Here is a 15666-nt window from a genome sequence, read left to right as displayed (position 1 = left end):
TCAAATCGGAAAATTATGGCGGACCAAAAACGGTAGCGAAGGCGATGTCCTTGAACCGTCGGAGCGGTTCGCCGGAACGCTCCACTTTCATGCGCAGGATCGCGCCTTCCCAGGAGGCAAGAAGAAACTCCGCCAGATCCCGTGGAGCGAACGTGCTGTCGATTTCCCCGGCAGCCTGGGCCTCCGCGATGCAGTCGCTAAAGGGCTGAAGCCACTCCCGGTACATCGCGACGAGATGTTGGCGCAGCGGCTCGCTCTCCTGGACCACCTCCAGGCTGAAGTCGCCGATCAGACAGCCCCGCACATAGCCATCGGCAGCGAGCCGATCCGAGATGATGTCCAGGTACCGCAGCAGTCGTTGCCGGGGCGCAAGACCAGCGCGGCAAAGGGGGCGTATTCCAGGTCGCGGTGGCCGGTCAGGTCGTGACATCGAGGCGCAAGGGATACTTTCCCGACAACGCTGATGTCGTGCGCGCGGTAAGGGAAGCTCTGCAACGGCGTCGCGAAAACGATCAGGGTGGGATGCCTGTCTAGCTCGGCATTTGGCCCAGACTGACCACGACCTTGCCGTACGGCCCGCGCCGCTGGTGCTCGAAAGCCTCGTGGACCGCCTCGAAGGGATAGACGGCATCGATCACCGGTCTGACGCCCAGCGCCTCGATTGCCACATTCATGCGCTCGAACTGCCGTCGCGAGCCCGTGGCGATGCCCTGCAGCGTAATGCGGTTGCGCGTCAGCACCGGTGTCGGCACGGACAGCTCGGTACCCGCCAGTTGGCCGATGAGGGATACAAGTCCGCCGGCTGCCACTGTCTCGATCGATTGCCGCAGATTGGCGCCGCCGATCAGCTCCAGTACATGGTCGACCCCGCGCCCGCCCGTAAGCGTCCGCACTTGTGCGGTCCAGTCGGGGTTGGCGCCGGCGTCGACGCAGAGCCTTGCCCCTAGCATCCGGGCGCGTTCGAGCTTGTCGGCGTGGCGCGACATCAGGATAGGGACTTGCCCGAAGGCCAGCGCGAATTGCAGTGCAAATAGCGCCACGCCGCCGGTTCCTTCGATAAGTACGGTCGTGCCCGGCCGCGACCGTCTGGACTCGACCAACGCCGACCAGGCGGTGAGCGCCGCGATTGGCAAAGTCGCTGCTTCCTCGTCGCCAAGCGAAGCCGGCGCCGGCACGGCGGCGTCCTCGCCGAACACGACGTGGCGCGCCAGCACGCCCGGCAGCGACAACCCCAGCGTCTGTCTGTGCAACACCGGCGGCCCATCGCCGTCGGCCCAGTCGGCAATCACCTGCCCTAACACGCGGTCGCCGACGCGGAAACGCGTCACTTCAGACCCGATGGCGACCACCTCGCCCACCGCGTCCGACGCCGGCACGAAGGGCAGCGACATCGCCGGCAACTTGCCATCGATCAACAGCAGGTCCTTGAAGTTGAGCGCCACCGCGCGCACCGCGACCAACAGCGCGCGCCGGCCGACCGACGGCAACGGCACCGCCCCGCGTACCAGCTTGTCGAGCCCAAACCCGGTCATGCGCCAGGCTTCAGTCATGTCATCCATTGCGCATCTCCAACCCTGTCGGCCTGTATTACCATCGCGCATTCAGCTACAATGGTGCGAATTTGTCGGAAGATCGTTGCGATTGGATATACAATGAGCCTCATAGCTGGCAGCCTTGGGGGCGCCCTCGCCTTCGTCGAAGCCGTCGATGCGGGCACCTTTACCGCAGCGGCGGCGCGGCTACGCCTGACCAAATCGGCCGTCGGTCGCAAGGTGCTGCAGCTCGAGCAGCGGCTGGGCGTGCGCCTGCTCAACCGGACAACCCGCCGCTTGAGCCTGACGGCCGACGGCGAGATCTACTACGAGGCCTGCCGGCGCGCGCTTGCGGGGCTCAGCGAGGCACAGGACGTCATCGCCGCCGGGCGACAGGCGCCGGCGGGCGTGGTGCGGCTAGCTCTGCCGCTGGCCTTTGGCCGCCGCTGGGTGGCGCCGGTGCTGTTCGGGCTGGCCAAGGACCATCCGGCGCTCCGGCTCGAGATCGGCTTCGATGACCACCGCGCCGACCTTGTCGACGACGGCATCGACCTCGCCGTGCGCCTCGGCCCTCTCGCGGACAATGCCTCACGGACCGCCCGACGGCTGGGCACGCAGCGTTCGCTGTTGTGCGCCAGCCCCGCCTACCTGGCCACGGCCGGGACACCCGCCGATATCCAAGGGCTGGCCCAGCATGCGCTGCTGGTCTACGGCCGGCGCGACTTCATCAACCCATGGCCACTGCCCGATGGCAACGGAACCATGCTCTACCAGCCGCAAGCCAGGCTGATGATCGGCGACGGCGATGCGCTGTTGCAGGCGGCGGTCGCCGGCTGCGGCATTGCCTTCCTGCCCGACTGGCTCGCCGGCAACAGCTTGCGTCGCGGCGAGCTGGTGCCAGTGCTGATGAGCTCGGCCGTGGACACTGCCCCCATCCACCTGCTGTGGAGCGCCGGCCGCGTCGTACCGCCGCGCATGCGCGTGATCATCGATGCATTGGTCGCCCACGCCGCCTTGCTGCACGAGCGGTCATGAGCTGCCGCTACGCAGGTTCCCTGCGCTTGTGAAGGAACTTAGGCCCGAACGACGCCCAGGTTCGGATCAGATTTCCAGATCGTCGATGATGCGGGAGAGCGTCGAGCGGCCAAGCGCACTCATGGCGGGGTTGGTGCTCCGATAGTACCAGACCAGGCCCATCGCCTGCTGGAAGGCCCATGCCGCTCCGCGCTGCCACTCGAGCTGGCTTGATCCAAGATGGGCACGCACGGTTTCGCGCCGACTGCGATCAAAAAGATGCCATGCGGCGACAAGATCCAAGGCCGGGTCGGCCGGTCCGAAGCTGCCGCAGTCGAGCACACCAACAAGGCGGTCCCCACGCACCAGCAGGTTGGCCGGAATAAGATCGCGATGGCCCAGAACGTCGGGACCGGACGGCGGCAGTTCACGCAGCCGAGCCCAGATGCGACGGAGCCGAGACACGTCCAGGAGACCCTCGCTGTTGTTGAAACAGATCGACATCCACTCGTCGTGGTCCGGAAGACTGCCGCCCCTCCCTTGCCCATCAAAACGACGTCCATCCGTGGTCGCTGCCCGCAGCGCCGCAATCAGCCTGGCAATGTCGCGTGCGAAGGTCGCGCAAGCAGCAAGCCCATCGTGCGTGGCAACGTCACCTTCTATCCAACTCTGCATTGCCCAAGGCAGCGGATAGAGCGGGCCCGGTTGACCAAGCCCGAGCGGTCGAGGACAGGCAACCGAAGAATGCGCGGCAAACTCGGTCATGGCCGCGGCTTCGTTGCGCAGCATATTGGCGCACTCGACAGGCGCCATCGCACGCAGCGGGAATCTTGCCGCTACACTCGATCCGATCCTGAAGATTGCATTGACCGTACCGATCGCGCCAAGCTGCTCGATCTTCTCGTGGCGGTGCTCCGGGAACTGGTCGAAGACCATCGCGCGAACGATATCCGCATCGATATGGATCTGGTCCGAGTGCATCATGGTGCTGGCGTCTCCCTGCCAATTCTTCGCCGAATGGCGGGACAAGCGTCGATGGCATGTCCGCATCCGCCACGTCACACAGCGCCAGATGTCCCGGCAGATGACACCAGCAGAAACGTCAATTTTGCGAAGCCTAAACAGCCAGACCCGGCCGCGTCTGCAACTCCTCGGTCCGGGATAGATACAGGTCGCGCAGATCGCGCTGCCTGAGCATGAGGTCCAGGATGCCATCCCTCGATTGCCGGATATGACGGCGGGATTCGCGGCAGGCCGTGTCGGCGTCCCCGGCAGCGATCGCTTCAACGATCATGTGATGGTCGTCACGCGCCGCCTTCCAGTCGTTCAACTGGGTCAACTCCATCCAGACATAGACCTGGCACTTGTCCAAAAGTCCGTTCAGCATTTCCGCGAGCATGGCGTTGGCGCTAAATCGCGCGATTGCGCGATGGATTTCCATGCCGGTCTGCATCTCTTCCAGCCGGGCGCGAGGAGCCGAATCGGTTTGCGCCAGGCGCTCGCAGTCCGCGACCAAGCCGCGCAGCAGCTCCACTTCATCGAGGGTGATGCGGGCGATCGCCAAGGTCGTCGCATAGGCGTCCAGCTCAGCCCGGATGTCGAACACATTCCGAAGCATCGTCTCGTCAAATTGAACCACCGCAAATCCGGTGCGGGGACGTTCGACCACAAGCCCGTCACGCTCCAATCGATTGAGCGCCTCGCGCACCGGCGTCCGGCTGACCTGAAGCTGTTCGACGAGCTCGAGTTCCGTAATTCGCCTACCCGGTGACAGCTGCCCGGTCACGATCATCGCCTTGATCGATTCATAGGTCGACTGACGCAAATGGCCGCGGGCAACGTCGTTCATCGGGGCTCCTAACACCGGCTGGCGTCAACGCGGCAAATAGGTACCGGTTGACTCGCGCATTCGCAAGCGCATATTGTATACAACAAAGTATGCAAAAAGCGTAGTCAATTGCTGCCCTACCCGAAAGGGGAATTGGGCAGGCTGGGGGAACGTCATTGATGCAAGCAGACATGGTGGTCACGAACGCAAGAATTCTGACCATGGACCCGACCCGGCGACGGCTTCTGCGATGGCAATCGCCAACGGACGAATCCTCGCTGTTGGCGACGCAACCGAAGTGCTGCCGCTTGCCGGCAATTCGACGCGGATAATCGACGCTGCCGGCCGAAGCGTGCTGCCGGGCTTCATCGAAGCGCACATGCATGTGTTTGGCGGCGGCGCCATCCTCAATGACCTGTTGCTGACGGGCACGAAGGGTGAAGCCGCGATCCGCGACAAAGTGCGGGCTCACGCGGCGGCAAATCCGGAGGCGAAGGTCCTTTTCTGCCAAGGTGCCGATTACGACATGCTCGACGGCAGGCCGATCGACCGGCATTTCCTCGACAGCATTCTCGATGACCGGCCGCTGGCCTTCGTGGCCTTCGACCATCACACGATGTGGGCGAATACCATACTGCTCAAGGAAGTCGGGCTTCTCCATGGAAAGGCACTGGGGCCCGGCAACGAGGTGGTCATGGGCGGGGACGCCCTCGCCACCGGCGAACTGCGCGAAGTCGAGGCCTTCGGACCGGTCAATGTCTATGCCGGCACCTTTCGTTCGTCGCTGGGGCTTTCCACGGGAGGCGAGCCGCCCGAACCGCCAACGCCAGAGGAAAGGGCGCTGGACCGGGCATCCATAAAAGCCGCCCTGGCCTGGTGCGCCAGGCACGGGATCACGTCGATCCACAACATGGACGGAAATCTTTACACGCTGGAACTGCTCACCGAGATCCAGGAACAGGGCGCCCTGCTCTGCCGCGTCAAGGTTCCCTTCCATTTCAAGAACTTCATGACGGTGGCCATGCTGGAAAAGGCGTCCCGCATGAATGACGACTATCGCGGAGACTGGCTGAATTCCGGTCTCGTGAAGGCGTTTTATGACGGCGTGATCGAAGGCTACACCGCTTATCTCGTCGACGGCTATGCTGACAGGCCCGACTTCACCGGGGAACCGCTCTTCACCCAGGCCCAATTCACGGAAATGGCGATCGAGGCGGACCGGCGCGGTTTGCAGATCGCCGTGCACGCGATCGGCGACGGCGCGGTGCGCTCGGTCCTGAACGGCTATGAAGCCGCCGTGAAGGCCAATGGCCCGCGGGACGCGCGCCACCGGGTCGAGCACATCGAGGTCATCCAGCCCACCGACATTCCGCGCTTTGCTGCCCTTGGCGCGATCGCATCCATGCAGCCGGCGCATCCCCCAGGCGTGATGGATTTCCCGCTTGAACCGGCCAAGACCCGCATCGGGCCCTATCGCTGGCCGCTTGCCTATGCCTGGCGGACCTTAAAGCAGGCGGGAGCCCATGTTGTCTTCGCGTCGGATTGGCCGGTGGCGCGAATTGATGTCCTGGCTGGCATCCACGCGGCCGTCAACCGCAAGCCCTGGGCGCCGCATCTGCCAGACCAGAGCTACACCGTCCACGAGGCGATTGCGGCCTACACGATCGAAGGCGCCTATGCCGAACACGCGGAGGACCGGAAGGGACAACTCAAACCCGGTCATTTCGCCGATTTTGTCCTCCTATCCGGCGATATCGAGGCCGTTTCACCCGAGGAGATCAACACCCTCTCACCCGCACTCACCGTCTGCGGCGGTCGCGTGACCTTCGAGGCCTGATATGCTGGCATTGTCCCAACCCATCCAGCCGCAAACCGCCGATCGTCGCCTGGCGGTCCAGGCGATCGGCCTGCATAAGAGTTATGGGACCGGCGCTTCGGCCTTTCTGGCGCTTGACGATGTGTCGATCGACATTGCCGAAAACGAGTTCTTTACGTTGCTGGGTCCGTCCGGCTGCGGAAAAACGACCCTTCTGAGGCTGATCGCCGGGTTCAACTTTCCGACCAATGGACAAATCCTGCTCCGCGGCAAGGACATTGCGGCGCTTCCGCCGTTTCGGCGGCCCATCAACACGGTTTTCCAGAACTACGCACTCTTTCCCCACATGTCTGTCGCCGAGAACATCGGTTTCGGACTGAAAATGCTGGGCTGGACGAAGTCCCGGAGCGTGGATCGCGTGGCCGCGATGCTGAAACTCGTGCGGATGGAAACGCTTGCCGACCGGCGGACCAGTGAAATCTCCGGCGGGCAACAGCAGCGTGTCGCCCTGGCCCGCGCTCTGGCTCCGCAACCGGAAGTGCTTTTGCTCGATGAACCGTTGTCGGCCCTCGACTACAAGCTGAGAAAGGAAATGCAGGTCGAACTGAAGCGGCTCCAAACCGAAACCGGCATCACTTTTATCTTCGTGACGCACGATCAGGAGGAGGCCCTGGCAATGTCCGATCGCATTGCCGTCATGAACCGTGGACGGGTGCTCCAGGTTGGCCGTCCACGGGAAATCTACAACGCTCCGGTGGACAGGTTCGTCGCCGACTTCATCGGCGAATCGAACATTCTGAGCGGCCGGCTTGTCGGGCAGGCGGCTGCGGATGCTCACCAGGTCAGAATTGCTGGCGCTGTCGCTACCGCCTACGGCAAAGCCGGAACTTCCGGCGACGGGACGGTTCAGGTCCTGATCCGCCCGGAACATGTCGACGTCCTCGACTCCCCGTCATCGGACTGCATTCCTGCAGTCGTCGAGGACGAGGTTTTCGTTGGGACGGACACCCGCCTTCAATTGCGCCTGAACGACGGTTCGACTTTCACGGCCCGCCTGACCAACAGCCCGGAACAAGAGAAAATCAGGACGTCCGGCACACAGGTATGGCTGCGAATCCATAGCCATAGCGCCCGGCTGCTCGGAGGCGACCATGTCCAGCATCGCTGAGATGGCGGCCACACGCCGAACCGCCGAAGGCCGGCGCCGCTGGTTGCTCAAGGCGCCGGCGCTAGCGACCATCGTGATCGCCTCTGTCGGGCCGCTTGCAGTGATGCTTGTCTATTCGGTGATGGCAAAGGGTGCCTTCGGCGGGGTCGCGCTCGGTCACTTCAGCCTCGACGGCTGGACGAATGTCTTTGTGGAGCGGGATCCCTTTGACGACACGCTCGTACTGGCCGACGCCAATCTCATCATCTTCTGGCGTTCCATCAAACTGGCACTGGTAGCGACGCTGGCCACGCTGCTCATCGGCTTCCCGACCGCCTATTACATCGCCACCCGGCCCGAGCAGGTCCGGTCCCAATGGATGCTGCTGATCACGATCCCCTTTTGGACCAATCTTCTGATCCGCACCTTCGCGATCATGGGCCTCCTGTCCAATCAGGGGCCGGTCAACAACATCCTCATCTGGGCCGGGTTGATCGACAAGCCCATGCAGATGCTTTTCACGGACGGGGCGGTTCTCCTGGGGCTCGTCTACGTCTACCTGCCGCTCATGGTGCTGCCGATCTATGCGAGCCTCGAGCGGATGGATTTCAACCTTGTTGAGGCAGGGTACGATCTTTATGCGACGCGCTCAAAGGTGCTTTGGCATATCGTCATCCCCTCCTGCAAGCCGGGCCTGATCGCCGGATCGATCCTCGTCTTCATCCCCGCAATCGGCGCCTATGTGACGCCGCGCGTCCTGGGCGGGGGAAAGAACATGATGATGGGCAACCTGATCGAACTGCAGTTCGGTCAGGGTCGAAACTGGCCCCTCGGGGCAGCACTGTCCATCTGCCTCCTGGTGATCGTGACAGTGGCGCTCATCATCTACATCCGCGGAAGTTCGGGTAAGGAGAATGCGCATGGCGGCTAGTCAGCACGCATTCGATTTGAAGGCGCAGCCAGGCTTCAGCATCATTGCGCGATTGGCGATCGTCGCTCTCTATTTGCCGATCCTCATCCTCGTCGTGTTCGCCTTCAACGCGACCTCCTCGCTCGGCGTCTGGGGCGGCTTCTCGTTCGATTGGTTCGTCAAGGCCTGGCACAACGACCTGATCATTAACGCAGCCCTCTTCTCTTTGTTTCTTGCCACCGTGGCCGGCGTCCTGGCGACCGTCATGGCCACGATGGCTGCCATTGCCATGACCCGAACCGACGCCTATCGCGGGCAGTTGGTCTCCTACGCCCTGATCAACCAGCCTCTGATCGTTCCTGAAATCGTAACGGCCATCTCGCTTCTGATCGTGTTCGCCGCAGTCAAGTCGGCAACCGGCTACTCGGGCACCGGCTATCTGGTCCTGGCGCACACGGCCTTCTGCATCCCGTTTGCGTATCTGCCGATCCGCGCTCGGCTGGAAGGCATGGATCTGACCCTCGAAACCGCGGCAGCCGATCTCTATGCGGATCCGTGGAAGGCGTTCCTGCATGTGACGCTTCCGAGGCTGGCGCCCGGCATCGTAGCGGGTTTCATGCTGGCCTTCGTCATTTCGCTCGATGATGTCGTCATCACCGATCTGGTGAAGTCCGGCGGACAGGAAACCCTGCCGACCTACATGCTGGGTCAGATCCGTCGAGACATGACCCCCGAAGTCAATGCTGCCGCCACCATGCTTCTGGTGCCCTCGATCCTTCTGGTGACGGCCGTGCATCTGATCAACCGCAAAAAATAAGCAACCTTACAGAGGAGTGACAAGCATGCGATCCATATTGACGGCGCTGACATCGGCGATGCTGCTCGCGGCAGCAAGTTCAGCGGCCCTCGCGGAGGAAGAATTGAGCCTCTACAACTGGGGCAACTACACCAGCCCGGAACTCCTGGAAAAATTCAAGAAGGAAACCGGCATCAAGGTCACGGTGACGGACTACGACTCCAACGATACCGCGCTGTCCAAGGTCAGGGCGGGCGGCTCGGGTTTCGACATGGTGGTTCCGTCGGCCAATTTCGTGCCGATCTGGATCAAAGAGGGGCTCCTCCTTGAATCGCGGCCCGACCAGATGCCGAATTTCAAGAATGTCGACGAACGCTGGGTGAATGTCAGCTGGGATCCGGGCCGTCATTACTCTGTGCCGTGGCAGTGGGGTATGACTGGGCCGGTCGTTGCCACTTCCGTCTACAAGGGTGACATCAACACCAGCGCAATCTGGCTCGATCCGCCGCAGGAACTGAAGGGCAAGATCAATGTCGTGCCCGAGAAGAACGATGTTCTCTATGCCGCCATCCGGTACGTGGGCGGCACTTGGTGCACCGGAGACAAGGCGCTGCTGAAGAAGGTTCGAGACAAGCTGCTTGAAGCCAAGAAGTCCTGGGTCTCGATGGATTACGGCATCGAAAAGATGGACAGCCGCGATACGCTGGCCCAGCTCTACTACAATGGCGCCGCATTCCGGGCGCGGCAGGTCAATGCCGACATAAAGCTCGGCTTCCCCAAGGAAGGCTATTCGCTGTTCATGGACAGCGTAGCAATTCTCGCCGACGCGCCGCATCCGGACAATGCCAAGAAGTTCCTGAACTTCATCATGGCGCCTGAAAACGCGGCCCTGATTTCGAACTTCGCGACCTATGCCAACGGCATCAAGGGCTCGACCCAATTCATGCGCGACGACATCAAGGCCGCGCCCGAGTTGAACATTCCGGCGGAGTACATTGCCGCCGGCGGCTGGCAGGAAGTCTGCCCCGCCGAGGTCGACGAACTCTATACCCGTATCTGGACCGACCTGATGAAGTGATGTTGCGTGCTCCGGCGGAGACCCATTCTCCGCCGGAGCCCCCGAATCTCAATTATCCGGGGACCCCTGGCAGGCACACGTGACTTCCAGCCAATGAGCGATCGCCTGCGCCGCTTGGGCTAATCGAAACCCCAACCCCATTGGTCGCGAGGGCCGCCGACATGACGGATCTGGTTGCTATCTGGCGGCGACATCGTGCCACCAGGCTGCCCACGTCATAACTACCAACTCGCGATCGATGCGCCAGCCTGACAGCGCTATTCCGGCAGCCCCGCCTTTCGCAAACCTTCTGCAAGCAGAGCCATATCGGCCGGACGGCTAGTTGAAACGACGTCGGCGAGATTGGAAATTCGTTGGCCGGGATCGAGGGCGAGCATTCGGCTCACCACTTTTTGCGCATCCTCGGTTCGGCCCGCGTGAGCATAGCTTGCAGCGGCAAAGCGCAACGACCCCAAAAAGTCGGGCTTTTCCCGCAACGACCTTTCAGCCCAAGATGATGCCTCCTCAAATCGACCAGCGAAGAGATGAGCCACCGCAACCGCATTCTGCATGTCGAACATGAGCGGGTCGACTGGGCTCATGCGTATCGCGGTCGCCAGGTGCCGGAGCGAAGTTTCCGTATCGCCGAGGTCGGCCCTGACCCAGCCGCTGAATAGCCACGCGGTAGCCAGGTTCGGATTGAGCGCAAGCGCGCGATCAATGAACGCTGCCCCGCTATTATTGTCGCCCACGACGTAGGCGAGCGCGGTCCCGCCGCGGGAAAGAGCGATCGCGTCATCCCTGCCCAAATCCACGGCCTTCAGAGCCAGGCGCTCGGTTTCGGCGGTTTCCTGCTTGCGATCCGTCATCCAGCCGTTGGCCTTGCGCATGACGGCACACCAGGCGGCCATGCCGTATGCCGAGGCAAATTCAGGGTCGAGTTCGATGGCTTTGTAAAACAACTGAAGGGCGTCTGCGGTGGATTCCCTGGTCAACTGGTGGAGGCTTGCTATCCCGCGCAGATAGTAGTCGTAAGCGTCAAGGTGCTCGGTCGGCTTGCGCTTGGCCCGCTCGATCTCTGCCTGTTCCAGCTTCGGAGCGATCGCTCCAACGACACTGCGGGTGACTTCCTCCTGCAGGTCAAAAACGTCCTCCAGCCCGCCGTCGAAACGGTCGGCCCATAGATGTGCTCCCGTTGTCGCGTCGATAAGCTGCCCGGTGATGCGAATCCTGCTCGCCGCCTTGCGCACGCTCCCTTCAAGCACGTAGCGCACACCAAGCTCGCGTCCGACCTGCTTGATGTCCACTGCCCGCCCCTTGTAGGTAAAGCTCGAGTTGCGCGCGATGACGAACAGCCAGCGCGTCCGGGACAGCGCGGTGATGATCTCCTCAACCATGCCGTCAGCGAAGTAGCCCTGCTCGGGGTCGCCACTCATGTTGTCGAATGGCAAGACCGCGATGGACGGTTTTTCGGGAAGCGTCAGCGTGTCCCGTGTCGAGAATGCCGAAGTGGGTTTTGCTCGACTGACCCGATAGGCGCGCACCGCCTCCACGATGTTGTGGACCTGATGGCTGCCGAGGTCGGTGTAGGCATAGTCCAGTTTGCCTTTGACCTGCTCGTAGACGTTGCTCGCGACGCAGACGCCGCCAGGTTCTGCAAGCTTCTCGAGCCGCGCGGCGATGTTCACGCCATCACCGTAGATCGTATCGTCCTGTGCAATCACGTCGCCCAAATTCACTCCCATGCGGAAAGTCATGCGCTTGTCTTCGGGCAAACTTGCATTGAGAGCGGCCAAACCCTCCTGGGCTTCGACCGCACACTGCACCGCGTGGACTGCGCTGGCGAATCCGACAAGAAGGCTGTCGCCAGCGGAACCGACGATGCGTCCGTGCGATGCTGTGATCTTGGGCTCGATCACTTCAGCGCGAAGCCTCTTCAGCTGTGCAAGCCTGCCAACCTCGTCGGCTCCCATGAGGCGGCTGTAGCCGACGACGTCGGCAGCAAGAATTGCGGTGAGGCGTCGCTCCATGCCTGTGTCCTGCCTGCCCATAGGTCGAAGCTTCGGCACGGCGAGCGTATGCTAGTCCTACCGCGAATGCGAGCGTGCAGTGCCGACGCCAGCAGCGATCAACTCACCACGTCCTTTTGGCTTCCTCACATGGCGTGGTTTGTGGTCCGATCGCGGATGCTGCCGAAGGGCGACTTGGGGTCGGCTCACGACATCAGACCTTGGAGGTTGAACGTTCCGCTATCGTTTATTCTTGCACAAAAGCGGATTTATGGAGCACTCCAGACTACGCTGACCCCTACTCCCACTCGATTATTTACTTGGCGTATAACCCATTGAAATTACTGCCCAATATTTCCTGGTCTGCTACAATTCCGGCATGAAGGCCGTAAAAAAATTACGCTATTAATTTCAAAGACAAAAAATGCCGCAAAAATTTTTTGAGGTTTCGGCAACTATCGGCAGCAGTCGGCCAATTTTACGCCACCTTGTAGCGCCCGCCTGCGCCCTTGGCCGTTGGAGAGAGTACCGTCACGCCCCAGATTGACGCATTTTTCGCGTGCGAAATCAATGGTCATGTCAGGCTGGAGGGCCATCGTTTTCTACAGAAAATCAATACGTTAGCGGGTGGTTAGCCAACCCTTTCCTTCGTATTCTCTCGTATGGCCTGGCGAATCCAAGTATCAGGAGGAGTACTGCGAGGGATGTGCGGGATAGGCTGCCGGTCATGGATGCTCGGCGACGACGCCGGGACTGTTCCACGCCTTCGGCTTCTGCGGACACGGCCCAACTCGGTCCGGCCGTCGGCGATGCCATGGCCGAACTCATTACGACCGGTCGTAACGAAACGCCGCTCGATGATTTCAGGATCGATCGCTTCAGCGGCGCGGCCCAGCGATCTGAATTGATCACAATTGGCCTCCCCAAGGCCGGTAGCAATGACCTCTTTTGGGAAACGCCAAACCTTACCGCATCGGCCGATATCAGGCGCGAAGCTGCCATTGCGTGGAGGAAAAACGGTCGCTGAGTGGCCGGATCTGCTTCCTGAATGAATTTTGGCGAACCGCTTCGTAACCATTGGGACGGCCAAGCCGTTTCTGACGCGGTCGACGATCTGCGTAGTTCAGACGCGAGGGGGTGCAGCAAGCTGCTTGCTCTTTGTCTCAGCGCAACGAGCCTCCCGGAAAGAGGATGCAAGATACCCGCTTCCAAGACGCGAGCAAGCGGCATGAAAAGCAAGATCAACGACGATGCGACGATGGACGAAATCATGCACGGGTCGCCGGCCGCCGTCCGGGTCCTGCTACAGCACGGCATGCTTTGCGTCGGCTGCCCGATTGCTTCGTTCCACACCGTTTCCGACGCAGCACGGGAGCACGATCTGGACGAGGAACAACTCAATAGTGATTTGCAGGCGGCGATAGAGAATTCCGACCCCGACTAGCTTTTCTCGGCACGGCCTTCCGCGATCAGAAGGAGCCGGTGAGGTTCGACTACGGTCACCTTTTGACGCCCGCTTTTGACCAATCCCTGGTCTTCCCATGCCGACAGCAGCCGGCTCACCGTATGGAGTGTCGTGCCCGTCATCTCGGCAATGTCCTGTCGTGAGATGGGGAAGTCGATGAGAATTCCTTCTACGGTCTTCTTGCCAGTCTGCTTGACCAGCTTGAGCAGCGCATGGGCGACGCGCTGGTCCACCTGCTCGGTGGCCATCTCGATGACACGCGCATGGGCATCTTGGAGCCTTGTGCCGACAGCCTTGTAGGTGTTGGCGCTGAAGCTCGGGAAACTGGCAGCGAATGTCGGCCAGAGATGGCTTGGCCAGGCCAGAACCACGCAATCGACGGCGGCGATTGCGTTCGCTGGATAGGTGGTGCGGCCAAGCGCATAAGCGATGCCCATCAGTTCTCCTGGACTTATGTAGCGCACCGTCACCTCATGACCGTCGGGCGTCGATTTCACCACGCGCACGTGGCCGTCCAGCAGTAGGAAAAAGGAATGTGCTTCCTGCTCCTGCTCGAAAACCGGCTGGTCCCGAGCGATCCGCATCGACTTCGCCTGCCCGACTATTCGATCGAGATCCGCGGTAGTCATGCCCTCGAAGACCAACAACCCGGCAATCAGCGATCGATCGAGGCTTGCCAACTGCCATTCCTCCCCGGCTTCAACAATCCGATTCCAGACTGTGTCACGGACGACCGCCCATCGACAAGTGATGCCATCTGTTCGCCGTCGTCTGCGATCCTGGCATTGTTTGCGCTGGGGCAAATTGCACCCGTCAGACATAGGATAGAAGAACAATGAGGGCATCCCTGCCCGGCGAGGCATATCATGGCAATTCCGCGGACACAGCCAAGCGCTTATCCTGCAATTCTTTCCTATGGCTTCCGGCCCTTCTTTCTACTCGGCTCGCTGCAGGCCGGCCTCGCCATTCTTATGTGGTTGCCTCTCTACTACGGCAAGCTTGCAACGCTTAGCCTGTTTGTGCCTGTGGATTGGCATATCCACGAACTGCTCTTTGGCTATCTGACGGCAGTCATTACCGGGTTCCTGCTTACCGCAATCCCGAACTGGACGGGACGACTGCCGGTTCAGGATTTCCGCTTGGCCCTGCTGGTATCGATCTGGATCGCGGGCCGGGTCGCCGTGTTCTTCTCGCAGGAAACCGGCTGGCTCCTGAGCGCAGTAATAGATTGCTCATTTCTTGTTGCCGTAGTGGTTGCAGCAGCGGCGGAAATCATCGCCGGTCGAAACTGGCGGAACCTCAAGGTGCTGTTGCCGGTCGCGACCCTTCTGGTGGCAAATGTCCTGTTTCATGTCGAAGCCCATTTCGTCGGGATATCCGATACGAGCCGCCGCCTCGGCCTGGGAGCGGTCGTCATTCTCGTCATGGTTATCGGCGGCCGCATCATACCGAGCTTCACCCGCAATTGGCTGGTTCGCGAAAAGCCGGGACGGCTCCCGACACCCTTTGGCAGATACGATGTTGGGACGATCGCGCTTTCCGCGGCGGGGCTTGCGGCGTGGACCGTCTATCCTGAAGCAAAGGGTACCGGCGTTCTGCTGATCGCAGGCGCAATCTTCAATGCTGTCCGACTCGCCCGCTGGGCGGGCACCCGGACGCTGTCCGACCCCCTGCTTGTGATCCTGCACATCGCATTCGTCTTTGTACCGGTTGGACTTCTGCTTGCCGGGCTGTCCGCCTTCGCCCCGGAGACCATCCCAATGGCGGCGGGAATTCACGCCTTGGCGGTGGGCGCGATCGCCTGTATGACGCTTGCCGTCATGACGCGCACCACCTTCGGCCACACTGGCCGAGAATTGAGAGCAAATAGCGCGACATGCGCGGTTTTCGGTGCCATCGTCATAGCTGCCATCTTGCGCGTGGCGGCTTCCATGGCGCCTTCCTACTCAATCTTCCTTCATGTCTCAGCTGTGCTCTGGGTGGCCGCCTTCGTCGGCTATGCAGTCCAGTTTGGCGGCATTCTAATGCAGCCGCGTCTGCATGCGCGTGGCAAGGACGCTCGCTGAAAAAAGCCGACCGGCTGGCGCTCGAT

The 15666-nt window shown here is 61.4% G+C and carries 13 protein-coding genes and 2 pseudogenes; 9 read left to right on the top strand and 6 right to left on the bottom strand.

From position 1 onward, the window contains the following. Positions 1 to 13: 13 nt before the first annotated feature. Together EN786_RS23215 and EN786_RS23210 are read right to left on the bottom strand one after the other, a co-directional pair. Positions 14 to 373, bottom strand: a pseudogene (locus EN786_RS23215) (TetR family transcriptional regulator C-terminal domain-containing protein); the annotation flags it as partial. A 157-nt stretch (positions 374 to 530) separates the two neighbouring features. Further along, positions 531 to 1559: an NAD(P)-dependent alcohol dehydrogenase gene (locus EN786_RS23210; RefSeq protein WP_210212270.1), complete on the bottom strand. Its 1029-nt coding sequence runs from the start codon at positions 1557 to 1559 to the stop codon at positions 531 to 533. A gap of 93 nt (positions 1560 to 1652) precedes the next feature. On the opposite strand from EN786_RS23210, the gene EN786_RS23205 reads away from it, so the two are divergent. Continuing rightward, a complete protein-coding gene (locus EN786_RS23205) occupies positions 1653 to 2567 on the top strand; it encodes a LysR family transcriptional regulator (RefSeq protein ID WP_127308715.1) in 915 nt (304 codons plus the stop codon). A gap of 66 nt (positions 2568 to 2633) precedes the next feature. Here EN786_RS23205 and EN786_RS23200 read toward each other — a convergent pair whose 3' ends face one another. Beyond that, complete coding sequence (locus EN786_RS23200) at positions 2634 to 3530, bottom strand: aminoglycoside phosphotransferase family protein (RefSeq protein WP_187331230.1); 897 nt, start codon at positions 3528 to 3530, stop codon at positions 2634 to 2636. Positions 3531 to 3663: 133 nt separating this feature from the next. Beyond that, a complete protein-coding gene (locus EN786_RS23195) occupies positions 3664 to 4395 on the bottom strand; it encodes a GntR family transcriptional regulator (RefSeq protein ID WP_127282681.1) in 732 nt (243 codons plus the stop codon). 331 nt (positions 4396 to 4726) lie between these two features. On the opposite strand from EN786_RS23195, the gene EN786_RS23190 reads away from it, so the two are divergent. The 5 genes from EN786_RS23190 to EN786_RS23170 are packed head-to-tail and all read left to right on the top strand — an operon-like array spanning position 4727 to position 10121. Continuing rightward, positions 4727 to 6211 carry an amidohydrolase gene (locus tag EN786_RS23190; protein WP_348642246.1) on the top strand — a complete coding sequence of 495 codons (1485 nt, stop codon included), beginning with the start codon at positions 4727 to 4729 and terminating at the stop codon, positions 6209 to 6211. Between the two features lies 1 nt (position 6212). Then, positions 6213 to 7358, top strand: coding sequence for an ABC transporter ATP-binding protein (locus EN786_RS23185; RefSeq protein ID WP_127308714.1), 1146 nt, complete (start codon positions 6213 to 6215; stop codon positions 7356 to 7358). Further along, positions 7342 to 8268, top strand: coding sequence for an ABC transporter permease (locus tag EN786_RS23180; RefSeq protein WP_127284780.1), 927 nt, complete (start codon positions 7342 to 7344; stop codon positions 8266 to 8268). The genes EN786_RS23185 and EN786_RS23180 overlap by 17 nt, the downstream gene beginning before the upstream one ends. After that, on the top strand, positions 8258 to 9064 hold the full coding sequence (locus tag EN786_RS23175) for an ABC transporter permease (RefSeq protein WP_127284784.1): 807 nt from the start codon (positions 8258 to 8260) through the stop codon (positions 9062 to 9064). Before EN786_RS23180 ends, EN786_RS23175 begins: the two co-directional genes overlap by 11 nt. 25 nt (positions 9065 to 9089) lie before the next feature. Continuing rightward, a complete protein-coding gene (locus EN786_RS23170; RefSeq protein WP_127308713.1) occupies positions 9090 to 10121 on the top strand; it encodes an extracellular solute-binding protein in 1032 nt (343 codons plus the stop codon). 257 nt (positions 10122 to 10378) lie between these two features. On the opposite strand, the gene EN786_RS23165 is transcribed toward EN786_RS23170, so the two are convergent. After that, positions 10379 to 12130 carry an adenylate/guanylate cyclase domain-containing protein gene (locus EN786_RS23165; RefSeq protein WP_127308712.1) on the bottom strand — a complete coding sequence of 584 codons (1752 nt, stop codon included), beginning with the start codon at positions 12128 to 12130 and terminating at the stop codon, positions 10379 to 10381. A 708-nt stretch (positions 12131 to 12838) separates the two neighbouring features. On the opposite strand from EN786_RS23165, the pseudogene EN786_RS23160 reads away from it, so the two are divergent. Together EN786_RS23160 and EN786_RS23155 are read left to right on the top strand one after the other, a co-directional pair. Beyond that, positions 12839 to 12992: pseudogene (locus EN786_RS23160) on the top strand (FAD-binding oxidoreductase); the annotation flags it as partial. Between the two features lie 345 nt (positions 12993 to 13337). Further along, on the top strand, positions 13338 to 13553 hold the full coding sequence (locus EN786_RS23155; protein WP_127284777.1) for a DUF1858 domain-containing protein: 216 nt from the start codon (positions 13338 to 13340) through the stop codon (positions 13551 to 13553). On the opposite strand, the gene EN786_RS23150 is transcribed toward EN786_RS23155, so the two are convergent. Continuing rightward, positions 13550 to 14254 carry a Crp/Fnr family transcriptional regulator gene (locus tag EN786_RS23150; protein WP_127284776.1) on the bottom strand — a complete coding sequence of 235 codons (705 nt, stop codon included), beginning with the start codon at positions 14252 to 14254 and terminating at the stop codon, positions 13550 to 13552. The two genes, EN786_RS23155 and EN786_RS23150, sit on opposite strands and share 4 nt — an antisense overlap. 186 nt (positions 14255 to 14440) lie before the next feature. Between EN786_RS23150 and EN786_RS23145 the strand changes: the two genes are divergently transcribed. Further along, the gene (locus tag EN786_RS23145) at positions 14441 to 15640 is read left to right on the top strand and encodes an NnrS family protein (protein WP_127308711.1); all 1200 of its coding nucleotides are present in this window, start codon (positions 14441 to 14443) and stop codon (positions 15638 to 15640) included. Positions 15641 to 15666 lie beyond the last annotated feature (26 nt).

The sequence above is a fragment of the Mesorhizobium sp. M4B.F.Ca.ET.143.01.1.1 genome (assembly GCF_004792275.1).
Classification (GTDB): Bacteria; Pseudomonadota; Alphaproteobacteria; order Rhizobiales; family Rhizobiaceae; genus Mesorhizobium; species Mesorhizobium abyssinicae.
This window is presented reverse-complemented; position numbering and strand designations above follow the sequence as displayed.

Excerpts from the sequence above, each read along its gene's own strand:
- EN786_RS23145 (WP_127308711.1), top strand. The coding sequence starts at position 14,441 with ATGGCAATTCCGCGGACACAGCCAAGCGCTTATCCTGCAATTCTTTCC.
- EN786_RS23210 (WP_210212270.1), bottom strand. The coding sequence starts at position 1,559 with ATGGATGACATGACTGAAGCCTGGCGCATGACCGGGTTTGGGCTCGAC.
- EN786_RS23175 (WP_127284784.1), top strand. The coding sequence starts at position 8,258 with ATGGCGGCTAGTCAGCACGCATTCGATTTGAAGGCGCAGCCAGGCTTC.
- EN786_RS23170 (WP_127308713.1), top strand. The coding sequence starts at position 9,090 with ATGCGATCCATATTGACGGCGCTGACATCGGCGATGCTGCTCGCGGCA.
- EN786_RS23180 (WP_127284780.1), top strand. The coding sequence starts at position 7,342 with ATGTCCAGCATCGCTGAGATGGCGGCCACACGCCGAACCGCCGAAGGC.
- EN786_RS23195 (WP_127282681.1), bottom strand. The coding sequence starts at position 4,395 with ATGAACGACGTTGCCCGCGGCCATTTGCGTCAGTCGACCTATGAATCG.
- EN786_RS23200 (WP_187331230.1), bottom strand. The coding sequence starts at position 3,530 with ATGATGCACTCGGACCAGATCCATATCGATGCGGATATCGTTCGCGCG.
- EN786_RS23155 (WP_127284777.1), top strand. The coding sequence starts at position 13,338 with ATGAAAAGCAAGATCAACGACGATGCGACGATGGACGAAATCATGCAC.
- EN786_RS23205 (WP_127308715.1), top strand. The coding sequence starts at position 1,653 with ATGAGCCTCATAGCTGGCAGCCTTGGGGGCGCCCTCGCCTTCGTCGAA.
- EN786_RS23185 (WP_127308714.1), top strand. The coding sequence starts at position 6,213 with ATGCTGGCATTGTCCCAACCCATCCAGCCGCAAACCGCCGATCGTCGC.
- EN786_RS23165 (WP_127308712.1), bottom strand. The coding sequence starts at position 12,130 with ATGGAGCGACGCCTCACCGCAATTCTTGCTGCCGACGTCGTCGGCTAC.